This is a genomic window from Achromobacter sp. JCM 18799, assembly GCF_055395645.1.
Map to the genome: position 1 here is coordinate 398144 of NZ_AP043866.1, position 25853 is coordinate 423996.

At 68.1% G+C, this 25853-nt stretch carries 21 protein-coding genes; 8 read left to right on the top strand and 13 right to left on the bottom strand.

What is annotated here, in order from left to right; all coding sequences use genetic code 11:
* Positions 1-3: 3 nt before the first annotated feature.
* A complete protein-coding gene (locus ACZ5YA_RS02160) occupies positions 4-1431 on the top strand; it encodes an MFS transporter (RefSeq protein WP_464091944.1) in 1428 nt (475 codons plus the stop codon).
* On the opposite strand, the gene ACZ5YA_RS02165 is transcribed toward ACZ5YA_RS02160, so the two are convergent.
* On the bottom strand, positions 1409-2338 hold the full coding sequence (locus tag ACZ5YA_RS02165) for a LysR family transcriptional regulator (protein ID WP_118933001.1): 930 nt from the start codon (positions 2336-2338) through the stop codon (positions 1409-1411). The two genes, ACZ5YA_RS02160 and ACZ5YA_RS02165, sit on opposite strands and share 23 nt — an antisense overlap.
* 153 nt (positions 2339-2491) lie before the next feature.
* On the opposite strand from ACZ5YA_RS02165, the gene ACZ5YA_RS02170 reads away from it, so the two are divergent.
* On the top strand, positions 2492-5074 hold the full coding sequence (locus ACZ5YA_RS02170) for a penicillin G acylase (protein WP_464091945.1): 2583 nt from the start codon (positions 2492-2494) through the stop codon (positions 5072-5074).
* Here the strand turns inward: ACZ5YA_RS02170 and ACZ5YA_RS02175 are convergent.
* Positions 5046-8657 carry an ABC transporter ATP-binding protein/permease gene (locus tag ACZ5YA_RS02175; protein ID WP_464091946.1) on the bottom strand — a complete coding sequence of 1204 codons (3612 nt, stop codon included), beginning with the start codon at positions 8655-8657 and terminating at the stop codon, positions 5046-5048. The genes ACZ5YA_RS02170 and ACZ5YA_RS02175 overlap by 29 nt on opposite strands.
* Positions 8658-8749: 92 nt before the next feature.
* On the opposite strand from ACZ5YA_RS02175, the gene ACZ5YA_RS02180 reads away from it, so the two are divergent.
* Positions 8750-9718, top strand: a complete 969-nt coding sequence (locus tag ACZ5YA_RS02180) for a LysR substrate-binding domain-containing protein (protein WP_059374199.1) — start codon at positions 8750-8752, stop codon at positions 9716-9718.
* 15 nt (positions 9719-9733) lie between these two features.
* Here ACZ5YA_RS02180 and ACZ5YA_RS02185 read toward each other — a convergent pair whose 3' ends face one another.
* From ACZ5YA_RS02185 to ACZ5YA_RS02230, 10 genes are all read right to left on the bottom strand, one after another.
* Complete coding sequence (locus tag ACZ5YA_RS02185; protein ID WP_059374200.1) at positions 9734-10462, bottom strand: GntR family transcriptional regulator; 729 nt, start codon at positions 10460-10462, stop codon at positions 9734-9736.
* A complete protein-coding gene (locus tag ACZ5YA_RS02190; RefSeq protein WP_118933004.1) occupies positions 10459-11988 on the bottom strand; it encodes an AMP-binding protein in 1530 nt (509 codons plus the stop codon). Before ACZ5YA_RS02190 ends, ACZ5YA_RS02185 begins: the two co-directional genes overlap by 4 nt.
* A gap of 29 nt (positions 11989-12017) precedes the next feature.
* Positions 12018-13256 (bottom strand): thiolase family protein, encoded by a 1239-nt coding sequence (locus ACZ5YA_RS02195; protein WP_464091947.1) that lies wholly within the window; start codon positions 13254-13256, stop codon positions 12018-12020.
* The gene (locus ACZ5YA_RS02200; RefSeq protein WP_059374203.1) at positions 13253-13960 is read right to left on the bottom strand and encodes an ABC transporter ATP-binding protein; all 708 of its coding nucleotides are present in this window, start codon (positions 13958-13960) and stop codon (positions 13253-13255) included. The genes ACZ5YA_RS02195 and ACZ5YA_RS02200 overlap by 4 nt, the downstream gene beginning before the upstream one ends.
* Positions 13957-14712, bottom strand: coding sequence for an ABC transporter ATP-binding protein (locus tag ACZ5YA_RS02205; RefSeq protein ID WP_118933007.1), 756 nt, complete (start codon positions 14710-14712; stop codon positions 13957-13959). Before ACZ5YA_RS02205 ends, ACZ5YA_RS02200 begins: the two co-directional genes overlap by 4 nt.
* Positions 14709-15725, bottom strand: a complete 1017-nt coding sequence (locus ACZ5YA_RS02210) for a branched-chain amino acid ABC transporter permease (RefSeq protein ID WP_464091948.1) — start codon at positions 15723-15725, stop codon at positions 14709-14711. Before ACZ5YA_RS02210 ends, ACZ5YA_RS02205 begins: the two co-directional genes overlap by 4 nt.
* Positions 15722-16579: a branched-chain amino acid ABC transporter permease gene (locus tag ACZ5YA_RS02215; protein WP_059374206.1), complete on the bottom strand. Its 858-nt coding sequence runs from the start codon at positions 16577-16579 to the stop codon at positions 15722-15724. The genes ACZ5YA_RS02210 and ACZ5YA_RS02215 overlap by 4 nt, the downstream gene beginning before the upstream one ends.
* A gap of 83 nt (positions 16580-16662) precedes the next feature.
* Positions 16663-17844, bottom strand: a complete 1182-nt coding sequence (locus ACZ5YA_RS02220) for an ABC transporter substrate-binding protein (RefSeq protein WP_118933009.1) — start codon at positions 17842-17844, stop codon at positions 16663-16665.
* A 173-nt stretch (positions 17845-18017) separates the two neighbouring features.
* Positions 18018-18821: an N-formylglutamate deformylase gene (gene hutG, locus ACZ5YA_RS02225; protein WP_118933010.1), complete on the bottom strand. Its 804-nt coding sequence runs from the start codon at positions 18819-18821 to the stop codon at positions 18018-18020.
* Positions 18822-18939: 118 nt separating this feature from the next.
* Positions 18940-19893, bottom strand: coding sequence for a LysR family transcriptional regulator (locus tag ACZ5YA_RS02230; protein ID WP_280014878.1), 954 nt, complete (start codon positions 19891-19893; stop codon positions 18940-18942).
* A 104-nt stretch (positions 19894-19997) separates the two neighbouring features.
* On the opposite strand from ACZ5YA_RS02230, the gene ACZ5YA_RS02235 reads away from it, so the two are divergent.
* On the top strand, positions 19998-21263 hold the full coding sequence (locus ACZ5YA_RS02235) for an MFS transporter (RefSeq protein ID WP_464091949.1): 1266 nt from the start codon (positions 19998-20000) through the stop codon (positions 21261-21263).
* Here ACZ5YA_RS02235 and ACZ5YA_RS02240 read toward each other — a convergent pair.
* Entirely contained in the window at positions 21224-21862 is a 639-nt protein-coding gene (locus ACZ5YA_RS02240; RefSeq protein WP_059374210.1) for a TetR/AcrR family transcriptional regulator, read from the bottom strand. The two genes, ACZ5YA_RS02235 and ACZ5YA_RS02240, sit on opposite strands and share 40 nt — an antisense overlap.
* A 150-nt stretch (positions 21863-22012) precedes the next feature.
* Between ACZ5YA_RS02240 and ACZ5YA_RS02245 the strand changes: the two genes are divergently transcribed.
* Genes ACZ5YA_RS02245 through ACZ5YA_RS02260 form a run of 4 tightly spaced genes read left to right on the top strand, consistent with a single transcriptional unit; the run spans position 22013 to position 25836 of the window.
* Entirely contained in the window at positions 22013-22696 is a 684-nt protein-coding gene (locus ACZ5YA_RS02245) for a MarC family NAAT transporter (protein WP_059374211.1), read from the top strand.
* Positions 22683-23717, top strand: a complete 1035-nt coding sequence (locus ACZ5YA_RS02250) for an Lnb N-terminal periplasmic domain-containing protein (protein WP_306632920.1) — start codon at positions 22683-22685, stop codon at positions 23715-23717. The genes ACZ5YA_RS02245 and ACZ5YA_RS02250 overlap by 14 nt, the downstream gene beginning before the upstream one ends.
* Positions 23714-25615, top strand: a complete 1902-nt coding sequence (locus tag ACZ5YA_RS02255) for an esterase/lipase family protein (RefSeq protein ID WP_464091950.1) — start codon at positions 23714-23716, stop codon at positions 25613-25615. The genes ACZ5YA_RS02250 and ACZ5YA_RS02255 overlap by 4 nt, the downstream gene beginning before the upstream one ends.
* Complete coding sequence (locus tag ACZ5YA_RS02260; RefSeq protein WP_124260369.1) at positions 25615-25836, top strand: hypothetical protein; 222 nt, start codon at positions 25615-25617, stop codon at positions 25834-25836. The genes ACZ5YA_RS02255 and ACZ5YA_RS02260 overlap by 1 nt, the downstream gene beginning before the upstream one ends.
* Positions 25837-25853: the final 17 nt, after the last annotated feature.

The following is a 25853-nucleotide window of genomic DNA, read 5'->3' on the forward strand; positions in this document are numbered from 1 at the left end:
AGAATGAACCCTGAATCCACGCTGCAAGCTGAAAAGAACCGCCCCTGGCGCGCCCTCGCGGTGCTGTTGACGGGCAACTTCGTGACGATCCTGGATCTCTTCATCGTCAATGTCGCGTTGCCCAGCATCCAGAGCGGCTTGTCGGCATCCGATACCGATCTGCAGCTGATCGTGGTGGCTTACGCATTGGCTTATGGCCTGTGCCTGATCAATGGCGCGCGTTTGGGCGATCTGTTCGGGCGGCGGCGCTTGTTCCTGGCCGGCATGGGGCTGTTCACCGTGGCTTCGGCGCTATGCGGGGTGGCGGTTACGCCGTGGCAGCTCATCCTGGCGCGCGCCTTGCAGGGGGTGGGGGCGGGCGTGCTGATGCCGCAGGTGCTGGCTTCGATCAGGGTGGTGTTCGAGGGCGAGGCGCGCAGGCGCGCGTTCGGCATCATGGGCGCGGTGCAGGGCGTGGCCGCAAGCGTCTCGCAGCTGCTGGGCGGCATGCTCATCACGCTGAATCCGCTGGATCTGGGGTGGCGGCTGGTGTTTCTCATCAACGTGCCGATAGGCATTGCCGCGTTGCTCGCGGGGCGCCGGGCGCTTCCCGAATGGCGCGCGCCGGTTCCGACGCGGGTGGACCTGCGCGGCGCGCTTGCGGGCGCTGCCGGGCTGGCCCTGATCCTGGTGCCTGTCATGGAGGGACGAGAGCATGGCTGGCCCTGGTGGTCGCTTGCCGGGCCTGTGCTGGCGTTGGGCGTGCTGGCGTATTTCGTCCGCTATGAGAAAACGCTGGCCCGGCGCGGTGGCGTGCCTGTGCTGGATATGGCGCTGTTTGCCAACCGGCCATTCGTGGCTGGCATAGGCGCGGTGTTCTTCTTTTTTTCAGCCATCAGTTCGTTCTTCTTCGCGTTGACGCTGCTGTTGCAGTTCGGGCTCGGATTCGCGCCGCTGGCGGCGGGCGCCGTGTTCACGCCTTCGGCGCTGGCGTTCTTTGGCGCGTCGCTTGCCGGTCCGAAACTGGCCGCCCGCCATGGACGCGGGGCGCTGCTGTTCGGTGTGCTGGTCTTCACCGCGGGCTTGGCGCTGTCTGCGGTTACCGCCGCGACGCAGCCCCAGAACCTGGCGCTGCTGGTGGCCTCGCTGGTGCTGAATGGCGCAGGGCAAGGGCTGGTGATCCCGCTGGCATTCAACGCCATTCTGGGTTCGGTGCGGGAGGAGCAGGCCGGCATGGCTTCCGGCATGCTCAGCACCTTGCAAGTCGTGGGGACTTCCACCGGCGTGGCGGTGGTGGGCGGCGTGATCTTCACAATGCTCGAGGCCGCGGGAAGCCTGTCCGCCGGCGATGGCGCATCGGTCCATGGGCGGGCGCTGGCGGCGGCCATGCTTTACAACATTGCCGCCGCGCTGCTCAGCCTCGTCCTTTTCAGGCTGGCGACGCGCCGATAGGCGCCAAGAATCCGTCCCAGCATTCCCGGGTGAACTCATACAACGCATCCTGCGCCGTCAACGGCGTGCGCCCTGCCAGCCGGGCCAGCGCGTAGTGTCCCTGGCGCTGCGGGTCGGACGGGATCGGCACTTCGACCAGCAGGCCGGCTTCCTGCTGCTGGCGCGTGACGCAGATCACGCCCAATAGCAAGGCGTCCGTGCGCAGCGCCAATTCCACCAGCGCGTCCAGATTCTCGCAGCGGTGCGTGACCATTTGTTCCGGCGCGCCGCCTGGCCCCAGGGTTTCCGCCAGCCGCAGCGAGACTTCCGGGCTGAGAGTGGTGGATGCCACGGGGTATTGGCGGATTTGTTCTATGCCTGGCCGCTTGTGGGCGAGGATGGGATGGCCCTTGCGGCAGACCAGGCCCGCGCGCAGCGCAGGCAGGGCGCGGGTTTCCAGGTCGGCCGCGTCATACAGCATGCGGGCGTCGCAGACCATGGCGTCGATGCGTTCGTCGCGCAGCATTTCCAGCAAGGCGGCGGTGGCGCCCAGTTCGACGCCCACGCGCACCTGGGGATGGCGCTCGGCCATGTGGGCCAGGAAGGGCGACAGCAGCAGGGACGCGGGCGCCGGGCTCAGCCCGATGGACAGCGTGCCCGATTCGCCGCTATGCAGGGTTTTCAGCTCGCGCTGCAGCTCGGCTTCCTCGAAGCGCATGCGGCGCGCGCGTTCGGCCACGCAGGCGCCGTAGGGCGTGAGGCGCACGCGACGGGTGCCGCGGTCGAGCAAGGGCAGGCCCAGTTCGGCTTCGAGCGCCTGGATGCTGCGGCTGAGCGCTGGTTGCGACAGATTGACCGCCTCTGCGGCGCGCGAGTAAGTGCCGTGTTCGACCACCGCCAGCAGGTGTTTGAGTTTCTGAAAATCCATGCTCATGCCGCATAAATACTATGAAATAAATGCATTGGAATTATAGATAAGCTATTCGTATCATGGTCCGCAGACGGCGCCCGCAGAGGCGCCGCACACCGCGTCCGGGACTCGCACCGCGGCGCGGCTCGTCAAATACGGAGACAGATTCGAATGAAGCAGCACTTGTTGTCGGCCGCCATCCTGGCGGCCTGCGCGGCCATGGGCGCTCAAGCCCAGGCCCAGGAAGTCCAGCAGAACGCGCAGAAGCAGTCCCAGGTCGCGATGCGCCCGGCGGGCGCGGCCAGCGGCCAGGTCACGATACGGCGCGACGGCTATGGCATGCCGCACGTCTACGCCAACACCGTGTACGGCATTTTCTACGGCTATGGCTATGCGGTGGCGCAGGACCGCCTCTTCCAGATGGAAATGGCGCGGCGCAGTACCCAGGGCCGCGTGGCCGAGGTGTTGGGCCAGTCCATGGTGGCGTTCGACAAATCCATCCGCGGCAATTTCTCGCCGGAGCGCATCCAGCGCCAACTGGCCGCGCTGCCGGCATCCGAGCGCCAGATCCTGGACGGCTATGCGGCCGGCATGAACGCCTGGATCGCGCGGGTGCGCGCCGAGCCCGGCAGCCTGATGCCCAAGGAGTTCAACGATCTGCGCTTCCAGCCCGCGGACTGGACGGCCTATGACGTGGCGATGGTGTTCGTGGGCACGATGGCCAACCGCTTCTCCGATGCCAATAGCGAGATCGACAACCTGGCGCTGCTGACCGCCCTGAAGGACCGGCATGGCGACGAGCGCGCCATGCAGATCTTCAATCAGCTGCGCTGGATGACCGACAGCCGCGCGCCGACCACCGTGCCCGAGGAAGAGGGCGTGTACCGGCCCGATGGCGCCAAGCCCTCCGCCAGGCTGTCCTATGCGCTGCCGCGCTACGACGGCACGCCGCCCATGCTGGAACGCGTGGCGCGCGATCCGCAGACGCGCGGCGTGCTGGACGAGGCGCCCGCGGCCGCGTCGGCGCGCCTGCTGGCGCAGTTCGCGGAATCGGGGCAACCCGGCATCGCCGGTTTTCCGACCACCAGCAATATGTGGATCGTGGGCCGCGACCATGCCAAGGACGCCCGTTCCATCCTGCTGAACGGGCCGCAGTTCGGCTGGTGGAATCCCGCCTACACCTACGGCATCGGCCTGCATGGCGCGGGCTTCGACGTGGTTGGCAACACGCCGTTCGCCTATCCCAGCATCCTGTTCGGCCACAACGCGCACGTGACCTGGGGCTCGACCGCGGGCTTTGGCGACGACGTGGACATCTACGCCGAAAAACTCGATCCGAACGACCGTACGCGCTACTTCCACGACGGCGTCTGGAAGACGATGGAAAAGCGCACCGAGCTCATCGAGGTCAAGGATGGGCAGCCGGTGGTGATGGACGTGTACCGCACGGTGCACGGCATCGTCACCAAGTTCGATGACAAGCAGCACGTGGCCTATGCCAAGGCGCGCGCCTGGGAAGGCTTTGAGCTGCAATCGCTGATGGCCTGGACCCACAAGGCGCAGTCGCGCAATTGGGACCAGTGGAAGCAGCAGGCGGCGCGCCATGCGCTGACCATCAATTGGTACTACGCCGACGACAAGGGCAATATCGGCTACGCACACACGGGCTTCTATCCCAAGCGCCGTCCGGGCCACGATCCGCGCCTGCCCGTGCCGGGCACGGGCGAGATGGACTGGGACGGCATGCTGCCGTTCTCGACCAATCCTCAGGTCTACAACCCGCGCCAAGGCTTCATCGCCAACTGGAACAACCAGCCTATGCGCGGCTATCCGTCCACCGACCTGTTCGCCATCGTGTGGGGCCAGGCCGACCGCTACGCCGAGATCGAGACCCGCCTGAAAGCCATGACGGCCAATGGCGGCAAGGTCAGCGCGCAGCAAATGTGGGACCTGATCCGCACCACCAGCTATGCCGACGTGAACCGGCGCCACTTCCTGCCGTTCCTGCAGCAGGCGGTGCAGGGGCTGCCGGCGGACGATGCGCGAGCCAGGCTGGTTGCGGGGCTGGCGTCCTGGGACGGCATGGGCACGAGCGACAAGCAGGCCGGCTATTACGACAACGCGGGGCCTGCCGTGATGGACGCCTGGCTGCGCGCCATGCTCAAGCGCACGCTGGCCGACGAGATGCCCGCGGACTTCTTCAAGTGGTACAGCGCCACCGGCTATCCGACGCAGGCGGCACCCGCCACGGGATCGGTCAACCTGACGGTGGGGGTGAAGGCGCTGTTCAACGCGCTGGCCGGCCGCGATTCGGGCGTGCCGCAGAAGTACGACTTCTTCAACGGCCAGCGGCCGCAGGACGTGAGCCTGGCCGCGCTGGATGATGCGCTGGCGGCGTTGCAGAAGGCCTACGGCCAGGATCCGGCAAGCTGGCGCATACCCGCGCCGCCCATGGTGTTCGCGCCCAAGAACTTCCTGGGCGTGCCGCAGGCGGACGACAAGGCGGTGTTGAGCTTCCCGGCCACGCAGAACCGCGGCACCGAGAACAACATGACGGTGTTCGACGGCCAGGGCGTGCGCGCGGTCGACGTGGTGGCGCCGGGGCAGAGCGGTTTCGTCGCCCCGGACGGCACGCCGTCGGCCCACACCCGCGACCAGTTCGACCTGTACACCAGCTTCGGCAACAAGCGGGTCTGGTTCACGGACGCGGAAGTGCGCGCCAACGCTAAGTCGGTAGAGACGTTGCGCTATTGACGGCGTAGCCGCCCTGGTGGCTGGCCAGGCGCGCATAGACCCCTTGCCGCTTGAGCAACTGGTCGTGCGTGCCGGCCTCCGCCAGCGTGCCGCGTTCCAGCACCAGGATCAGGTCGGCATCGCGTATCGTCGACAGGCGGTGCGCGATGACCAGCGTGGTGCGGTGGCGCATCAGCACGTCCAGCGCGCCGCGTACCTGCATTTCCGATAGCGTGTCCAGGTGCGAGGTGGCTTCGTCCAGGATCAGCACGGGGGCGTTCTTCAGGAAGGCGCGGGCAATCGAGATGCGCTGGCGCTGGCCGCCCGACAACTGCATGCCGCGTTCACCCACGCGCGTCGCCAGGCCCTCTGGCAGAGCGCGCACGAAGTCCGCCAGCGCGGCTTGCTCCAGCGCGCGCGCCAGGTCCGCGGGGCTGGCTTCGGGCCGGGCCAGCCGGATGTTGCCTTCCAGCGTGTCGTTGAACAGATAGGTGTCCTGCGTCACCAGCGCCACGCGCTCGCGCAGGCCGTCGAGCTGCAGTTCGCGCAGGTCCACGCCATCGAGCTTGACCTGTCCCGCGCGCGGATCCCAGAAGCGCAGCAGCAGGCTGGCCACCGTGCTCTTGCCCGCGCCCGATGCGCCCACCACCGCCACGGTGGCGCCGGCCGGCACCTTGAAGCTCAGGTCGCGCAAGGTGTCCGCGTTCTTGCCCGGATAAGCGAAGCTGACGTGCTCGAAGGCCAGCGACAGGCCGTGGGCGGAGACGGGGGCCGGCAGCGGTCCGTCCGTCACCGGTTCCGGTTCGTTGGCGACCACGTGCAGGCGGCGGGTGGCGGCGATGGTGTCCGCCAATTGCCGGCTGACCTGCGAGATCTCGGACACGGGCAGGAAAGTAGCCAGCGCGATCAGCACCAACAGGGGCAGCATGCCGGCCGACAGCGCGCCGGCCGATACCTGCAGCGCGCCCACGACGGCCACCGCCAGGCCGCCCAGGCCCATCGCGATTTCAAAACCCGCGGTCTGGCGCGACAGGTCGTCCAGGATGTCCAGGCGGCGGGTGCGGTAGCGGTCCGCCACGCGCAGGAATTCATCGCGGCGGCGGCCGGTGGCCTGGAAGGCGGTCAGGTCGGCCAGGCCCTGGATGGTGTCGGTGGTGTGCGCGCTCATCTCGCCCAGCGCCTCGCGCGCCTTGTCGCCCAGCGCGTCGACCTTGCGGCGTCCGCGCACCGGCGACACCAGCGCATAGGCCAGGAAGGGCAGCAGCGCCAGCGCCACCGGCCAGCTGTAGACGCCCAGGAAACCCAGCACGGACAGCGGCACCAGCACCGAGACGATGGCGGGAGCGATGGTGTGGGCGTAGAAGTACTCCACCATTTCCACGTCCTGGGTGGCCAGCGCCACCAGGTCGCCGGAGCGGCGCTGCAACAGGTAGGCCGGCGCCAGGCGCTCCAGCTTGTCGTAGAGCTTGACCCGCATGTCGGCCAGCAGCTGGTACGCCATGGCGTGGGCCAGCCAGGACTCCAGCCAGTGGAACAGCGCGGCCAGGGGCGCTGCGACCAGCAGGCCGGCGATCAGGGCCGAATAGTCGCGGCCGTCGCGGATGGCGGCGACGATCAGCGCGCTGAACACGCCCACGCCGATGTAGGCCGCGACCCGCGCCACGCCCAGCAGGATCGTGGCGGTCAGCGTGCCGCGCCACGGCCGCACCACTGAAAGCAGGGTGCCGAGCGTGGCGCGCCAGCCGACCTGCACCGCGTCCGCGTCCAGCGAGCGCAGGGCCGGGCCTTGTCCGCCAGATTCCTGAGCGGGATCATCGCGGTTCGTCGTCTGCGCAGGGGCGGCGGCGGCCGGGGCGGCGGATCCCGCCGACGGATTGCGGTGCGCGGCCGCCTGTTCGTGCATCAGGCGGTAGTACAGGCCGCCTTGCCGCATCAGTTCCGCATGGGGGCCTTCTTCCGCGACCCGGCCCTGGTCCAGCACCAGGCAGCGGTCGGCGCCGATGACGCTGGCCAGGCGGTGCGCCAGGATCAGCGTGGTACGGCCGGCCATCAAGCGGTCCAGCGCCTGCTGGATCAGCGCCTCATTCTCGGTGTCCACCGACGACAGCGCCTCGTCCAGGATCAGGATGGGCGCGTCGCGCAGCAGCGCGCGGGCGATCGCCACGCGCTGGCGCTGGCCGCCGGACAGCTGCAGGCCGCGCTCGCCGATGCGGGTGGCGTAGCCCTCGGGCAGCGCCATGATGAAGTCGTCGATATTGGCGGCGCGGGCGGCGGCGCGCACCTGTTCGTGGGTCGCGTCGGGGCGGCCCAGCCGCAGGTTGTCGTCGATGGTGCCGTGGAACAGCGTGATGTCCTGGCTCACCAGCGCGATGTGCGACAGCAGCGCCTGCGTGTCGAGTTCGTTCACGTCATGGCCGCCGATGCGGATGCGGCCGGACTGCGGCACGCATTCGCGCAGCAGCAGGCGCACGATGGTGGACTTGCCGGCGCCGCTGGGGCCGACCACGCCAACCCGTTCGCCCGCCGCGATGCGGAAGCTCAAGCCCTGGTGGGCGCGGCGCTCGGGCGTGTAGGAAAACGCCACGTTGTCGAATTCGATGGTGGGCGCGAGCCGGCCTGGCGTCTTGCCGCCGGCCTCCGGCGCGGGCGTCAGCGGCTGCGCGTCCGTCAACGCATGGATGCTGGCGGCGGCCGACTGGCCCAGCATGCCCCGGTGCAGCACCGAGCGCAGGTCGCGCAGCGGGCGGAAGATCTCGGTGCCGGCCATCAGCACGATCAGCAGGGCCTCCACGCTCATGTCGCCGTGGGCCACGCGCCAGGCGCCCAGCGTCAGCGCCAGCGCCGCGCCCAGGGCCACGCCCAGGTCGCTGATGCCGCGCGTCAAGAGGCTGACCGACAGCACCCAGAAGGTGTTGTCCGACAGGCTGCGGGCGCGGGCCGCCAGCCGCTGGCCCCAGGCCTTGCCCTGGCCATAGGACTTTAGCGTGGGCAGGCCCTGCACGGCGTCCAGGAAGTCCTCGCCGAAATCGTTCAGGGACTTGCTGCGGGCCAGGCTGGCGCGGCGGTCCAGCATGTGCACCGCCATCGGCCCGAACAGCGCGAACAGCGCGGCCGCCAGGAACACCAGCGCGGTGGGCACGTCCCAGAACGCGATCACGGCGAAGATGGCGAAGGGCGCCGCGGCGGCGATCGCGACTTGCGGCAGGTATTGGCCGAAGAAGGCTTGCAACTGCTCGACCCCGTCGACCACCGTCAGCATCACGCCGCCCGTGCGCTGGTTGGCGAACCAGGCCGGGCCCAGGCTCACGATGCGGTCATAAAGTCGGGCGCGCAGCGCATGCTGCACGGTGGCGGCGCAGCGGTTGGCCTGCACAGTGCGCCAGTGGTCCAGGAAGGCGCGCAGCAGCACCATGGCGGCGGCCCACAGCGCGGGGGCGAGCCAGTCCTGCCAGGGGGCGCCGTCGAACACGCGGGCCAGCAGCTGGCCCAGGAACACGTAGCGGGCGATGCCGGCGGCCAGGGCCAGCAGGCCCAGGCAGATGCCGCCCGCCATGCCGGCGCGCAGGCCCGCCGTCAACTGCCAGAGGCGCGAATCGAAATACATAGCAAACTCCTTTCAGTGCTTGCATGGTCCCCGATCCCGCGACCCGGCGAAAGCGATAGTTTTTCAATCTAGGGTTGAGCTAGACTTGACCCATGGCCGATCTCCCCAACCACACGCCGCCCCTGGCGGCCTTGCGCGCCTTCGAGGCCGTCGCCCGCCTCGGCAGCCTGAGCCGCGCCGCCGCCGAACTCCACGTCACCAAAAGCGCCGTCAGCCATCAGCTGCGGGCGCTGGAGGCGGATCTGGGGGTGGCGCTGCTGCGCCGCGGCGGCACGGTACGCCGCGCCGAAACCACCGCGGCGGGCGCGGATCTGCTGGCGTCGGTGCAACAGGCCTTGACCCTGTTGGAGACCGCCTGCCGCAACGTGCGGGCCTCGGCCCGCGGCAAACGGCGCAATACCCTGAACGTTTCCGCCAACCCGTCGCTGGCCGCCATGTGGCTGGCGCCGCGCATCGGACGTTTCATCGAGCTGCACCCCGGCATCGACATCCAGGTGTACCTGCACGCCAGCCAGGACCCGGCCTGGAAAAGCCAGGACATAGACCTGGCGTTCCTGCACGTGCGCGCCATGGGGCCGCATATCGCGGAACCCGGCGACATTCCGCTCATGACCGAAACGGTGGTGCCGGTTTGCAGTCCGTCCCTGGTCGATCCGGCCGAGCGCGGCGATCCCGCCGTGTTCCTGCGCCATCGCTGGCTGGAGGAAAAGCACGTGGACAGCCCCGAGACCGACTGGCGCACCTGGAGCCCGCGCCTGGGACTGGCCGAATCGGACTGGCAGGAGCCCATGGTGCTGAGCGGCCTGAGCACGGTCGCCGCGGCCGCGGCCGCCGGCGTCGGTATTGCCTTGGGGCGTGCGCCGCTGATCGACGAGGAATTGGCCAGCGGCCGGCTGGTACCCCTGGTGCCGCAGCTGCGCATGGCAGGCTCCTGGGGCTACGTGATGCGGATCCAGGCCAACCGGCCGATGGACGCCGCCTTGCCGACGCTGGTGGAGTTCCTGGCGGAAGAAGGGCGCAGCACCGGCGCCTGGCAGAACCTGGCGGACGCGGGGCGTTGAGCCCGCGTCCGGGCGTCAGTCCGCGCCGCCCCGGCCGCGCGGCGGAGAGCTGATGGTGACCGCCGAGGTGACGATCAGCTCCATCAGGATGTTGCGCGCGAGGTTTTCGGCATAGTCGTTGCGCGCCTCCGCCGTGGCGATGGCGCGTTCGACCGACCCCTCCACGATGGCGTTGATCTGCTGGATGTGCAGCTCGCAGATCTGCACCAGGTCCGGGTGGCGCTTCTGGTGGAAGTACAGGAAGCGCCGCGCCAGCGTCTGCAGCATGGCGTGGAACTCGGCCGCGTAGCTGTTGCGCGAGGCGACGCCGATCTGGCTGGTCAGGCTGAAATGCAGGCGCATGTACATGCGCATGTCGTTGACCGCCTTCAGGTCTTCGAGCTCCCGGGCCAGGCGCGCCAGTTCGGCGCGCTCGCCGTCGTCGGCCCACTGCGCCGCCTGCGCCACGATCAGCCGTTCGATCTCGCGGCGCGCCTGGATGATCTTCAACTGGCCTTGGTAGTCGATCTCGGAGATGAAGATGCCTTGGCGCGGGGCGATTTCCACCAGGCGCTGGAACGCCAGCTTCTGCAGGGCGTCGCGCACCGGCGAGCGGCCGATCCCGACGCGTTCGCTCAGGGTGGTTTCCGACCACTGGCTGCCGGGCGGCAGTTCGCCGGTGACGATCATTTCCTCCAGGGCGCAATAGGCCTTTTCGGTCTGGCTGACAGCGGTGCGGCCAAAGAGGGGGAAAGCTTGGGTCATGGAGTCGGAAGCGCGCGTTGTTGAAGTTCGCGTTTTAACACTTTGCCGGTGCTGTTTTTCGGCAACTCATCCAGAAAGACGTAGCGTTTGGGGCGCTTGAAGCGCGCGATCGATTCCAGGCACAGCCGGTCCAGGTCCCGGTCCGAGGCCTGGGCGCCGGGCTTCAACACCACGAAGGCCAGCACCGACTCGCCCCATTCGGGGTCGGGGCTGCCGACCACCGAGACTTCCTGCACGGCATCGTGGCGCATCAGCGCCTCTTCGACCTCGCGCGGATAGATGTTGGTGCCACCGCTGATGATGACGTCCTTGGAACGGTCTTTCAGGTGCAGCAGGCCGCGCTCGTCCAGGATGCCGATATCGCCCGTGTGCAGCCAGCCGCCGGCCAGCGTGTCGGTGGTGGCGCGCGGATTGTTCCAGTAGCCCTGCATGACCGTTGGCCCGCTGACGACGACTTCGCCCAATTCGCCAGGGGCTGCGGGCCGGCCGGATGCCTCGCGGATTTCGACGTCCATGGCCGACTGGATGTATCCCACCGAGCCCAGCAGCGCGTCATCGTTGCGAGCTACCGCGTCGGCAATCTGGGTCGCGGACAGGGCCGAGATCGACATGGGGCTTTCACCCTGTCCGTAGATCTGCGCCACGCGCGCGCCGTAGCAGGCCACCGCGTCCTTGATGTCCTCGATGTAGAAGGGCGCGCCGCCCACGATCAGCGTGCGCAGACCGGGGGGCGCGCCGCCCGCCAGGCGGGCGTGGCGCACCATGCGCTGCACGATGGTGGGCGAGGCGAACAGGCTGACATTGCGGTAGTGCGTCAGCAGCCCTGATAATTCGTCTTCGTCCAGGCCGCCGCTGTCCGGCACGATCTGCAAGGCGCCGTGCAGCCAGTACGGAATGCTGTAGAGGCCGCCGCCATGCGACAGCGGCGCCACGTGGACCATGGCGTCGCCAGGCTGTACCGACTGCACGTCGGCATAGAAGTTCAGGCACATGCCGAACAGGTTGGCGTGGCTGAGCATGACGCCCTTGGGCTTGCCGGTGGTGCCGCTGGTATAGAACAGCCAGGCCAGGTCCTGCGGCGGACGCGTTTCCAGGGGCAGCCGGGGACCCAGGGCGCCGGCCGCGTAGTCGGCCGATTCCACGTCCACCACGCGCGTCGCGGGCAGGCTGCGAGCGACGGGCGCCAGCGCCTGCAGCAATTCGCCTTGCGACAGGCACAGGCGCGCATCGCAGTCGCGCAGGATGTACTCGAGTTCGTTGGGATGCAGCTTGGCGTTGACCGGCACGGCGCACAGGCCGGCGTGCCAGATGGCGAGCATCGATTCGATATAGCTGGGGTGGTTGCGCAGCGCCAGCATGACGCGCTGGCCGGGCGCCAGGCCCAGCGGGCCGCGCAGCCAGCCGGCCAGCGCCTGCACCCGGGCCTGGAGCTGGGCGTAGCTGAGGGGATCGCGGGTGCCAGCGGCCAGCGCCGGCTGGTCGGCATAGGTGGTGGCGCTGCGGTGAAAGAGAGAGCTGAGATGCATGGCGGTTTCTGGGTTGATGGGGGCGTGGATCAGCGGCCAAGCAGGGTGATGCAGGTCACTGCCTCTTCCACGCCGTTGAAGCCGCCGCCGTTCTCGGCGATGGCGAAGCGCGCGCCTTCGACCTGGCGGGCGCCGGCTTCGCCGCGCAGCTGGATCACCATTTCATGGACCTGCGCCAGCCCGGTCGCGCCGATGGGGTGGCCGCGCGACAGCAGGCCGCCGGATACGTTGATGGGGATGCGGCCGCCCAGGCTGGTGGCGCCGGATTCGGCCATCGGTCCGCCTTCGCCGAAGGCGCAGAAGCCCAGCGCCTCGGTCTGCTGGATCTCGGCAAATGCCGTGGCGTCGTGCACTTCCGCCAGCGACATGTCCTGCGGGCCGACCCCCGCGCGTTCATAGGCTTCGAGCGCGGCCAGGTGGCACAGGTGTTGGTCGTAGCGGTCGGCCGGGCGGTCCATGGCGGTGCGCAGCACGCTGGCGTACAGGCGCACGGCGCGGGCGCGTTGCAGGCGCTTCAGGCCCTGGGCGTTGCAGACGATGGCGGCGGCCGCGCCGTCGCTGATGGGCGCGCACATGGGCAGGGTCAGCGGCCAGGACACGGGCCGGGCGGCCAGGGCCTCGTCTATCGTCATGGGGTACTGGAACTGGGCCAGCGGATTGCAGGTGGAATGCATGTGGTTCTTGGCGGCCACGGCGGCGAGCTGGCGCTGGGTGGTGCCGAAAGTCTTCATGTGCAGCCGCGCCAGGCTGGCGTAGATGTCCATGAATACGCTGCGCTTGCCAGGCTCTTCGAAGCCGGGCGGGGGCGTCACGTCGGGCGCCAGCGCCATCAGGCGCGCCATCTGCGCTTGTGCGTCGTGCACGTCCCAGGCGCCGTCGAACACGGCGAAGCTCTTCGCCTTGTCCTCGGAAAACAGCTTGTCCACGCCCACGGCCAGGCAGATGTCGCCCGCACCCGAGGCCACGTACAGGTGCGCCGCGTTCAACGCGGTGCTGGAGCTGGCGCAGGCGTTCTCCACGTTGGTGACGGGGATGCCGGCAATGCCCATGGCCTTCAGCGCGACCTGGCCCGCCACCATGTATTGGCCTTCGATGGAACCCTGGCCAGCGGTGGCGAAGTACGCTGCCTGCAGGTCGGCGGCGTCGCAGCCCGCATCGGCCAACGCCTGCGTCACCGCGTCGCGCACCAGGTCCTTGACGCTTTTGGCAGGCTGCTTGTCGAAGCGGGTGATGCCCACGCCCGCGATGTAGGTGGTGTCGTTGTTCATGCTTGGATGCCCGTGGTGAGGATGGATTCAATGATGTGGCGGTTGGTCTCGACTTCGGCGGCCGATCCGCTCCAGGCGATTTCGCCGTGGTCCAGCACGTACTGGCGGTGCGCCAGGCGGGCGGGGACCTTCAGGTTCTGCTCGACCAGCACAATGCCGGTGCCTTGGCGGTGGACTTCGGCGAACACTTCGATCAGTTCGTTGACAATGCGCGGCGCCAACCCCTCGGTCGGTTCGTCCAGCAGCAGGACGCGCGGATTGCCCAGCAGCGCGCGCGCGATCGACAACATCTGCTGTTCGCCGCCGGACAACTGGTCGCCATGGAAGCCTATGCGTTCACCCAGCCGGGGAAAGACCCGCAGCACGCGGTCCTGCGTCCAGTAGCCGGGCTGGTGCGCCAGCGCGCCCATGCGCAGGTTTTCGCGCACGGTCAGGTTGGGGAAGATGCGGCGGGTGTCAGGCACCAGCGCGATGCCGTCGCGGCTGATCTGTTCGACGGCGCGGCGCGTGGCGTCCTGGCCGCCGATCAGCCGGTTGCCGGCCGAAAGGGGCAGCAGCCCGATCAGCGTTTTGAGCACGGTGGACTTGCCGGCGCCGTTGCGCCCCACGATGGCGACGATTTCGTCCTGGGCCGCGCGCAAGCCTATGTTCTTGAGCGCCAACGCCTGGCCGTAATGCACGCTGGCATGTTGCAGTTCGATCATGCCGCCACCTCTTCGCCCAGGTAGACGGCGCGCACGGTGGCGTCGTCGCGGATGGCGGCGGGCGGCCCCTCGGCGACCTTGCGGCCGTTGGACAGCACCACGATGTGTTCCGACAGCGTCATGATCACGTCCATGTTGTGTTCGATCAGCAGTACCGTGCGGCCGGCGGCCGCATGGCGGATCAGGCGGTTGGCGGCGGCGATTTCGTGGTGGCCGACGCCGGCCAGCGGTTCGTCCAGCAGCAGGATGCGCGGATCGGGCAGCAGGGTCAGGCCCAGTTCCAGCGCCCGTTGCAAGCCATACGACAAGGTGCCCGCCACGGTGTCGCGCCAGGCCGTCAGGTCGGTCAGCTCCAGCATGGCGTCGATGGTGGACGCCAGGCGGCGGTCGTAGCGTGGCGCCAGCCAGAACGGCAGCAGATGGGAGTGGCTGATCTGCGCGGCGATGCGCAGGTTCTCCAGCACCGTCATTTCAGGAAAGATCTTGGTGATCTGGAAGCTGCGGCCTATGCCGTGCCTGGCGCGCTCATGGGCCCGCAGGCGCGAGATGTCCGCGCCGTGGCACAGGATGCGCCCGCCATGCCCGGGCAGGTTGCCGGACAGCACGTTGAGCAGGGTGGTCTTGCCCGCGCCGTTGGGGCCGATCAGGCCGTAGACGCGGCCGGTTTCGAAGGCGTAGCTGAAGTCCTCGATGGCGCGTAGCGCGCCGAAGGTGACGCTGACCTGTTCGCATTGCAGGGCGATGTCGCTCATGACGGGCTCCCTTCGCGCGGGGCCAGCGGCACGGTGGGCGCGGATGGACTGGCGGGGGCGGACGCCGGGGGGCGCTTGCGGCTCCAGCGTGCCTGCAGCGCGCCCAGCACCCCTTGCGGGAAGTACAGCGTGGCCAGAATGAAGACCAGGCCCAGGATGCCGTACCAATAGGGCGTCCAGCCGCTGAGCCATTCCTTCAGGGCTTCGAACAGCAGCACGCCGGCCACCGGCCCCCACAGCGTGCCGGCGCCGCCCAGCAGGGTCATGATGATGACGTCGCCGGAGGTGGTCCAATGCAGCATCTGCGGATTCATGTACATCAGCACCGCGGCCAGCAGTCCGCCCGCCAGGCCGCCGACGGCGCCGGACACGAGGAAGGTGATCTGCTTCAGGCGCTGCACGTTGTAGCCCAGCTGGGCGGCGCGGATCTCGTTCTGGCGCACGCCCGCGACCGCGCGGCCGAAGGGCGAAGCGCGCAGCATCGCCATCAGCGCCATCACCAGGGCGAACACGGCGGCGACATACCAATAGAAGTTCACGGTATCGAAGAAGTCGATGCCGGCGAGTTCCGGCCGGCCGATGCCGGGCAGGCCGTCCGCGCCGCCGGTCCATTCGCGCAGCTTGCTGTCGGCCAGGATGTACATGAGCTGCGACAGCGCCAGCGTGACCAGCGCAAAGAAGATCCCCGAGACCCGCAGCGCGAATACGCTGAAGATCCAGGCGCAGGCCGCGCCCGCCACGATGGCGAGCGCCAGCCCGGCCTCGAACGGCAGGCCGTAGCGCTGGGTCGCCAGCGCCAGCGCGTAGCCGCCCGTACCCAGGAAGGCGGCGTGGCCGAAGGACACCATGCCCAGCAGACCGAACACCAGGTCGAAACCCACGGCGAAGATGGACCACACCATGATCAGGATGGTCAGGTTCAACAGAAAGTCGTTTTGCGTGCAGAAGGGCACCGCGATCACCGCGGCGGCCATGCCTGCCGCGATGGCGGCATCTTGGCGGGAAGTCGTCATGCCAGCCTCGCTTGGCGGGAGAACAGTCCTTGCGGACGGGTGAGCAGGGTGGCGATCAGCATGGCGAACGTCAGGATGTCGACCCAGCTGGGCATGAAGGTGTAGCCCACCGCGCGCACCATGCCGATCAGCAGCGACGCCGCGACCACGCCGCGGATGTTGCCCAGCCCGCCCAGGATCACCACGATGAAGCAGTCGATGATGGTGTTGGTGGCCATGCCCAGCTCGATCGGAAACAGCGGCGCGGAGATGGCGCCGGCCAGCCCGGCCAGCGCCGCGCCCACGCCGAACACCGCGCTGCGGATGGTGGCGGCCGGCAGACCCAGGATGCGCACCATTTCGCCGTCGCTGCTGGCGGCGCGGACCAGCATGCCGAAGGTGCTTTTCTCCAGCACGAAGAACAGCGCGGCGGACACCAGCAGGCCGAAGGCGATGACGAACAGGCGGTAGACCGGGATGGTGCTGCCGGCCAGCTCGACCGTGCCCGCCAGCAGCGCCGGCATTGGCGTTTCCTGGTAGCCCAGGCCCCAGACGAACTTCACGGCCTCGCTGATGACGAGGATGAAGCCGAAGGTCAGGATCAGCTGATAGAAGTGCGGGCGGTTGTACAGCGGCCGCAGGGCCAGCCTTTCCATCGCCACGCCGACGAGGCCGACGCCCACCGTTGCCACGACCAGCCCGGCGATGAAGGAACCGGTGCGCAACTGGATGTCGAAGGCCAGGTAGGCGCCCAGCATGTACAGCGCGCCATGGGCGAAGTTGATGACGCCCAGCATGCCGAAGATAAGCGTAAGGCCGGACGCCAGCAGGAATAGCAGCATTCCCAGGCTCAGGCCGATGATCACGGTGGACATGGCAGAAATCCGTCAGGCGGCGCGCAGGGCGCGCCGGGGGGAGAGCCGGTCCGCGGGGACCGGCGGATGCGTGACGCGTGGCTTCAGCCCGCGCAGGGTTCGAAAACCTGATCCGGCGGGAACACCTTGACGATGTCCATGACGTAGGCCGGCTGCGGCGGCTTGCCCGTGGCCACCACGCCCCACAGGCCGTTCTGCATGGCCTGGTGGTCGCAGGCGCGCATGGTCTTCTTGCCTTCCACGGAGTTGGCGCGTTCGCTGGCGGCAAACGCCTCGACCCACTTTTCCTTGTCCCAGGTGCCGGTCTTGTCGACCACGTCCAGCCACCAGCTCATGCCGTCGTAGGCTTCGCCTGCGGCGGCCGAGGGGAACTCGTTGTATTTCTTGCGGAAAGCCTCGACGAAGGCCTTGTTGGCGTCGTTCTCGACGGTGAAGTGATATCTCACGCCCGATTGCACGCCGACCGCGGTGGGGCCGACGCCGGCTGCCATGGTCTCGTCGGCGATCACCGGACCGAAGATCTTGCGCGTCTTGCCAAGTTCGATCTGGCCGGCCTGCTTGACCATGGTGACGGCGTCCGAGCCGGTCATGAACAGCGCCACGCCGTCGGCGTTGGAGCGCGCGATCTTGTCGGCGATTGAGGAATAGTCGCGGTTGCCCAGCGGCGGGAAGTCGGCGCCCACGATCTCGATGCCGGCCTTCTCGGCTTCGCGCCGGTACCAGTCCCAGCTGTCGCGCGTGGCCTGGTAGTCGGCCGTCACGCCGTAGATGCGCTTGAGCTTCTGCTCCTTGGAGTAGGCCAGCGCCATGCGCTGCTCCATGCCCAGCGTGTTGGAGGTGCGGAAGGTGTAGCGCGAGCCGCCCGGCACCGTGATCTTGTCGTCGGCCGACATGGTGACCAGATGGGGAATCTTGCGCTGCTTGGCGATGTTCATGATGGCCAGCGTGCTGGCCGAGCTGACCGCGCCGAAGATCATCTGCGATCCATCGGAGATCAGGCGGGTGGTTTTCTGTACCGCGGGCTGCGGCTTGGTTTCATCGTCTTCCCAGGTGACCTGGATGGGCTTGCCCAGCACCTTGCCGCCGCGCTGCTCGATGGCGATGGTGACGCCCTTGCGCATGTCTTCGCCAAAGATGCCGTAGGTCCCCGACAGCGAGACCACGCCGCCGATCTTGAACGTGTCGGGATCGGCGGCGCGCGCCCCTGTCGCATACAGGGCGCACAGCGCCAGCGCGCCGCAGGCGGCGTGACTCCATGTCTTCATTTTTGTCTCCATGTATTTTTCATTATGGCTCGTAATGTTTTACGTAGCTCAGTTGAAATACTACGTTTTGGACTGTGATGTGAAAAATTGGGGAATACCCGAGCGCCCAGACAAAAAAACCGCCCCGAGGCGGCTAGCGCCTGGGGCGGTTTGGGGTGGAGGCCGGCTTGCGGTCAGCGCTGGCGCGCCTTGGTCTGCTCCAGCGCCGACTGCACCATGCCTTCGACCAGCGGAATGACCTTGTCCGCCAGCTCGGGCCGATAGCCGTAGGGATGCGTTTCGTCCATGTAGGTGGACTGGCACATTTCCAGCTGGATGGCGTGAACGTTGTCGGCGGGCTTGCCGTAGTGGCGTGTGATGTAGCCGCCCTTGAAGCGGCCGTTCACCGCCCAGGTGTAGGCGGTGTTTTCGCGCAGCCGCTCTTCGACTGGCGCCAGGATGTCGGGCGCGCAGGCCGCGCCGTCGGCGGTGCCGATGTTCAGGTCGGGCAGCTTGCCTTCGAACAGGCGCGGCAGCACGCTGGCGATCGAGTGCGCTTCCCACAGCAGCACGGTGCCGTGCTCGGCCTTGATGCGGTCGATTTCCTCGCACAGCTTGGCGTGGTAGGGCTTCCAGTAGGTCTGCAGCCGGTGCTCGCGTTCCGCGTCGGTCAGGACGGCCGCGTTGCGGTAGAGGGCGTCGCCGCGGAAAGTCTGGGTCGGGCACAGACCGGTCTTGGTCTGGCCGGGATACAGGCTTTCATCGTTGGGCGGACGGTTCAGGTCTACCACGTAGCGCGAATAGCGCGCGCCAATGACGGACGCGCCCAGCGTCTCGGCGAACTTGTACAGCGTGTCCAGGTGCCAGTCGGTGTCGCCCGACTGCAGTCCCAGCGGCGTCATCTGCGCGCGCTGCGCGTCGGGGATCATGCTGCCCAGGTGGGGAATGGAGATCAGCAGCGGCGCCGTGCCGCGGCTGAATTGGTAGATATCGCTCAAGTAAAACTCCGGGGGAAATGGCGGGGCGCAGGCAAGGGCATGCCTGGCAGCGTCCCTGGGTATCCGGTATTGCGCCCGGCGGGGCAATGCCGGCAATCATAGTGGATCGGGCGCATGCCTAAGGCCGCGGCGGCGCGGCGTCGCCGGCCCAGGGCGCGCCGCCGCGCCATCTGTCGGCGATGGCGTCGATCAGGACGCGCACCTTGGGCGCCAGATGGCGGCGGTGCGGATAGACCGCGCACACCGGCGCGCCAGGTGGAGCTACGGATTCCAGCACCGGCGCGAGGCGGCCGGCGCGCAAGTCCTCGCCCACCAGGAAGGCGCCCAATTGGACGATGCCTTCGCCCGCCAGCGCGGCGTCGCGCAGCGCTTCGGTGTTGCCCAGCCGCAGGCGTCCAGCGACATGCACGCTGCGTTCCTGGCCGTTGACGGCAAAGCGCCAGGGGACCAGCGCGCCGGCATGGGTGTAGGCCAGGGTGTGGTGGCCGGCCAGGTCGTCCGGGCTGGCCGGCACGCCATGGCGGTCCAGGTAACCGGGGGCGGCGCAGGTGATCAGGCGGTGCGGCGCCAGCACGCGGCGCACCAGCCGGCTGTCGGTTTCGCCGCCGATGCGGATGGCGACGTCCACGCCGTCGCGCACCAGGTCGATGTAGTCATCCGAAAAGCTGACGTCCGCCTCGACTTCGGGCCAATCGCGCAGGTACTCGCGCAGCAGCGGCATGATGTGCAGCCGCCCCAGCGATACCGGCAGGTCGATGCGCAGCCGGCCGCGCGGCGCCTGCTTGCGGCTGGCCATGGCGTCGGTGGCGTTGTCGACCTCGGACAGGATGCGCTGCGCGTGTTCGTAGAAGACGCGGCCCTCATCGCTGAGGCTGACGCTGCGCGTGCTGCGATGGAGCAGCCGCGCGCCCAGGCCCAGTTCCAGGCGCGCGATGCACTTGCCGACGGCCGAACGCGACAGGCCCAGCTTTTCGGCCGCGGCGGTAAAGCTCTGCGTGTCAGCCACGCGCACGAATGCGAGCAGGTCGCCGATGTGATCCAACCGGGCGGCGGGGTAGGATGAATTGCGCACGATTCGTCCCTTGTGTTTATTGATATTCCTACTTTATCAGCGAAATGGAAACAGTAGACTGCCTAGGGGTCGGCCCGGCAAGGGCCTTACTGGAACCCCTGATCATGACCCGCGGCATTTCCCCTGAAGACCACGCCCTCGCTGGCGCTTCGTGTACCGAACCCATGCCCGAGCGCGCCGGCTGGCGCGCGTGGCTGGGCGTGATCGCCGTGGGCCTGGCGACCTTTTGCGTGGTCACGACCGAAATGCTGCCGGTCGGGCTGTTCGTGCCCATCACCGCGGCGCTGGACGTTTCGGTGGGCATGGGCGGCTTCATGCTGTTCGTGCCCGCCATCCTGGCGGCGCTGTTCGCGCCGCTGGTCGTCATCGGCGTAAAGGGGGCGGACCGCCGCGTGATCCTTGGCGGTCTGCTGGCGTTGCTGGTATGCGCCAACGCGGCCAGCGCCTGGGCGCCCAGCATGCCTTGGTTCCTGGCGGCGCGGGTGCTGGTGGGCTTTTGCATCGGCGGCGTCTGGGCGATCGCTGGCGGACTGGCGGGCCGGCTGGTCGGGCCGGGCTCGGTGGGATTGGCCACGTCCGTCATTTTCGGCGGCGTCGCGGTGGCGTCCGTGCTGGGCGTGCCCCTGGGCGCCTTCATCGGCGAGCTGGCCGGCTGGCGCGCGGCCTTCGGCGCCATGGCGGCGCTGTGCGCGGCCGTGCTGCTGCTGAATCTGCTCAGCCTGCCGCCGTTGCCCGCGGCGCGCACGCTGCGTCCGCGCCAACTGGTGTCGCAATTGGCCAATCCGAGCTTGCGGCGGGGTCTCCTGATCACGCTGTTCCTGGTCGCGGGCCATTTCATGGCCTACACCTTCGTTCGTCCGCTGCTGCAGATCCACGCGGCGTTCGGCCAGAACTGGATCGGACCGCTGCTTTTCGCCTACGGCGCGGCAGGCGTGGCGGGCAACTTCCTGGGCGGGGCCGCGGCCGCCAGGCGGCCGGCCGCGACGCTGCTGCTGATCGCGCTCAGCCTGCTGGTGGTCTTGCTGCTGCTGGGCGTACTGGGGCAACTGCGCCCGGCCGCCGCGGCCTTGCTCTTGCTGTGGGGCTTGGCCTATGGCGCGGTGTCGGTGTCGCTGCAAACCTGGATGATGAAGGCCGCGCCGGATGCCGTGGAAGCCGCCACCTCGCTGTTCGTCGCGATGTTCAACCTGGGCATCGCGGCAGGTTCGCTGCTGGGCGTGCCCAGCGTGGACGCGCTGGGGCTGCGGACCAATTTGTGGCTGGCCGCGGCCTGCATGCTGTGGCCGGCGTTGATGCTGGCGCGGGCAGGGTGGCGCGAGTGGCGCGGCGGCTACGCGCGAAAGGCGCGCAACAGGGTGTCCACGCCGTAGCGGCAGGTAGCCAGATGCTCTTCGTTCGGGCCTTCGGCGCGGCCGCCGGTCAGCCGCGCGTGCGACGCGATGCCGTCGATCAGGTTGCCCAGGGTACGCGCCGCCTGGCGCGGATCGTCGATGCGCAGTTCTCCGCGATCGCATGCCCGTTTCAGGCACTGTTCCAGGGGCGCATGCAGTTGCACTTCCACCGCCAGCCGCAGGGATTCGGCCAGGTGCGGCAGGCGATGCGATTCCGAAACAATCAGGCGGTAGAGCGCGGCCGATTTGGGTAGCAGGGAGTAGTTCAAGAGGCGTCGCGACAGCTCGTGCAGGGCGGGGCCGACGGGCTGGTCCAGCATGGTGTCCGGGAATACCGTCGCGCGCATGTCGTTCAATTCATGCTCCAGCACCGCGACCAGCAACCCCTCCTTGTTGCCGAACAACTGGTAGGCGGTGGCCGCCGATCCACCGGCCTGCCGCACGATGCTCTGGATGGAGGTTTGCGCGTAGCCGTGCTCCAGCAGTGACTGTGTGGCGGCTTCGAGCAGGCGCTCGCGGCGCGCCTCGCCCCGGCTGGTCAGCGCGCGCGGCGCCGTATCGTCTGGAATCGTGTTCACTTCATTCCCATGGCCGCGTGTCGGTCGCGGACTCTCTAGCGCCACGCGGGTGCCTGGCTAAAAATGTGTAATGTATAGTACATTACGCACTTGACTTCATTCAAGCAGCTGTGACCCGCCGCAACGGCGCCGCCTGCAGCGCTCATCACCATGATCGACGACCTGGTTCAATTGGGAAAACTGGTCAGCCTGGGGCTGGCCTTGATGCTGCCCCTGGCCAACCCCCTGACCTCCATGACATTGCTGCTGTCCCTGGGCCAGCAGATTCCCTATAAAGAGCGAGAACGCCAGGTCACGCAGGCCGCCTTTTACGTGGTTGGCATCATGCTGGTCACCTACTACGCCGGCGCCTGGATCATGCATACCTTCGGCATTTCGATTCCGGGGCTGCGCATCGCGGGCGGACTGATCGTAGCCAGCATCGGCTTCAGCATGGTGTTCCCGTCCGCGCCGTCGACCGCCTCCGAGGCCGACGTGGCTGACGCCCAGGCCAATCGGCAGACGCCCAACATCGCCTTCGTGCCGCTGGCGATGCCGGGCACGGCGGGTCCGGGCTCCATCGCCATGATCATCAGCGGCGCGGCAACCCTCGATGCCTCGGTGACGCAGACCTATGCGCCCTGGGTGATGGCGGTGACGCCCATCCTGGTGTTCTCCCTGCTTGGCCTGTTGTTCTGGATTTGCCTGCGGTCGGCGGGCCGCATCGTGGCCGTGATCGGCCAGGGCGGGGTGGAGGCCATCTCCCGCATCATGGGCTTCCTGCTCGTGTGCATGGCGGTGCAGTTCGTGATCAACGGCGTTCTGGAAATCGTGCAACAGCATGGCGGCATCTAAACGGGCCCGGCGCGGCTGCCTGGCGATTGCCGGGCGCGTCATCTTCAGCCTTGTTCTCATTCTGTCCGCGCTGTGGGGCGGCCTGGCCCTGGCCTACCGCTTGCCGGGCGGCGCGGTAGTGCAAGGCGCGGCGGCGCTGGCCTGGGCCGGGCTGTGCCTGTACGCGGCCATCGCGCTGTGGCGCGGGCGCGCGCGGCGCGCCGCCTGGACCTGGCTGGTCGGCATGGCCGCGCTATGCGTCTGGTGGCAGACACTGGCCCCGTCCAACGACCGCATCTGGGCCGACGACGTGGCGCGCACGCTGCGCGGCAGCGTCTCCGGATCCATCGTCACCTTGGACAGCGTGCGCAATTTCGATTGGCAGGCCGATACCGACACGCGCTACACGGCGCGCTGGGAAAGCCAGCAATACAACCTGAACGAGCTGGTTTCCGTAGACATGGTCCTGTCGTACTGGGGCAGCCCGGCCATCGCCCATACGCTGGTCTCCTTCGGCTTCACCGACGGCCGCCACGTCGTGTTCTCGGTCGAGATCCGCAAGGAGCGCGGCGAACAGTTTTCCGAGGTCGGCGGCTTCTTCAAGCAGTTCGAACTGAGCGTGATCGCAGCGCAGGAGCGCGACATCCTCTACGTGCGAGCCGGGCCGCGCGCCGAACGCGTGTACCTGTATCCCGTCGACATGCCCGTGGCCGCCATGCGTGAACTGTTCCTGTCCTATGTGCGTACCGCCAACGAGCTGGCCGACGCGCCGCGCTTCTATCACACGGTGACGGCCAACTGCACGACGCTGGTCTACAGCATGGTGCGCGCCATCGTGCCGGGCCTGCCAATGGACTACCGCATCCTCCTGTCGGGCTACCTGCCGGAATACCTCTACGAACAAGGGGGGCTGGATACCAGCAAGCCTCTGGCCCAGTTGCGCGAACAAGCCTACCTCGGCAAGCCGGCCTTACCCGGTCCGGATCCGGTTGAGTTCTCGCGCGCCATCCGCCAACCGCCCGCCGCCGGGGCCGCGCAATGAGCGGAATCTGGACGGCCGGCGCGAAGGGCTGCGCGATCCTGGCCCTGCTGGCGTGCGCCGGCTGCGCAGGCGTCAAGGTATCGTCTGTCAGCACCCAGGATTACATCGCCCAGCGCCGCGGCGACGTGCTCACCACCGGCCAGCTGAGCGCGTCCGCGCGCGAGTCCATGGCCGTGCTGGGCCTGAACGCGCAGGAATGCCGCAAGGACCGCGACGCCTGCACCCATGCGCTTGCCACCATGGATGGACTGGACAGCGAACGGCGCCTCTCCACGCTGTCCGAAGTCTGGCTGATGGAGGCGCTGGCCACGGAAAAACAGCGCCCCGACAGCCAGGCCGGCCAGGACGAGCTGCTGGACGCCTATCTGCAGACGGCGCGGGCCGCCTACGCCTATCTGTTCTTCACGCCGCGCTCGCCCAGCGACCGCGCCTTCGAGGACCGCCAGACGCAGGTGCGCGACTATTACAACTACGCGGTGCAACAGGCCGTCACGCGCCTGTTCGAGCAGCATCGCGGCCGTCCGCCGGAGCCCGGGGCCAGCATGGCGGCGGGGCCCTGGCAGGTGGTGGGCGAGATGTCCGACGTCAAACTGCCCGGCGGCAAGCAGTTTCCGCACGAACTGGTGCCCGCGGCGAACTTGACCTTCCGCGGGCTGCGCAGCATGTACCGGCGCGACGGCTTCGGCGCCGAACTGGTGGCGGTCACGGCGCGCCGCGTGAACGATGCCGACACCTTCAAGACGCCGTACAGCGAAACGCCGTTTCCCGCCGTGACCGTCATCATGGGCTTTCCCGGCGATACGCTGGAACAGGTCATGGCCACGCAAAACGCGACCCTGGCAGCCTACGACCCCTACAAGCGGGACACGGTGGAACTGGCCGGCACGACGGTGCCGCTGGCCGCCAACTTCACCTCCGGCTACGGCTTGTGGCTGGCGCGCTCGGGCTTCGCCACCCAGGCGCTGCGCAACGTGCTGGGCAATGAAGAGGGCATCGACGCGCCGCACGTCTATCTGTTGCAGCCCTACGACCCCGACCGGCGCACGGTCGTCATGCTGCACGGCCTGGCCAGCAGCCCCGAGGCCTGGATCAACGTCGCCAACGAAGTGCTGGGCGACGAAACCCTGCGCCAGAATTACCAGATCTGGCAGGTTTATTACCCGACCAACGCGCCGCTGGCGCTGAACAACCGCGCCATCCGCGACGCGCTGCGCCAGACGATCGGGCATTTCGATCCCATGGGCGCGGCGCAGGCTTCGCGCGACGCCGTCATCATCGGGCACAGCATGGGCGGCGTATTGAGCCGGTTGCTGGTATCCTCCTCCGGCACCGTGCTGTGGGATGCGCTGCGCGACCACGCCAAGCTGGACGATGCCCGCCTGGCCCAGGCGCGCGCCGAATTCGATCCGGTGTTGAGCTTCGAGGCGTTTCCCGGTATTTCACGCGCGGTGTTCATCGCGGCGCCGCACCGGGGCACGCCCTTTGCCGAGAACACTTTGTCGCGTTGGCTGTCCAACCTGATCACGCTGCCCGTGACCGTAGTCAGGCAGTTCGCCAAGCTCAACAGGCTGGCCGACGGCGATGGGCCGGCCCGCGAATCCTCGATCCGGATATCCAATGGCGTGGACAACCTGAGCGAAAAGGACCAATTTGTGAGACTGACCGCGTCCATGCCGATTTCGCCGGCGGTGCGTTACCACAGCATCATCGCGAACAACACGCCCGGCGTCCCGCTGGCGGATTCGGATGACGGCCTGGTCCCGTACCGCAGCGCGCATCTGGACGAGGCCGAATCCGAGAAGATCATCGACTTCTCGCATAGCGTGCAGGAGACGCCGCAGGCGATCCTGGAGCTCAGGCGCATTTTGCGGCTGCAGCTGGAACAGGGGGCGCGCTGATGCACGGGTTATTGTTCGGCCTGCTGGGCGCTGCCGCCGGTATCTTGATTGCGGCGTTGTTGCGCCAGCCGGGCGTGCTGCTCTATGACTGGATCGCGACGCGCGCGGCGGCCAGGCGTCAGGCCGTCCTGCGCAAACGCCAAGCCCTGATCGTCGAGGCGGCGGCGCGCGATGCCGCGAAGGCCAAGCGCGGCCGGCCGCCTGTCACGCAAGCCGGATAACCCTGAGCGGCGTGCCG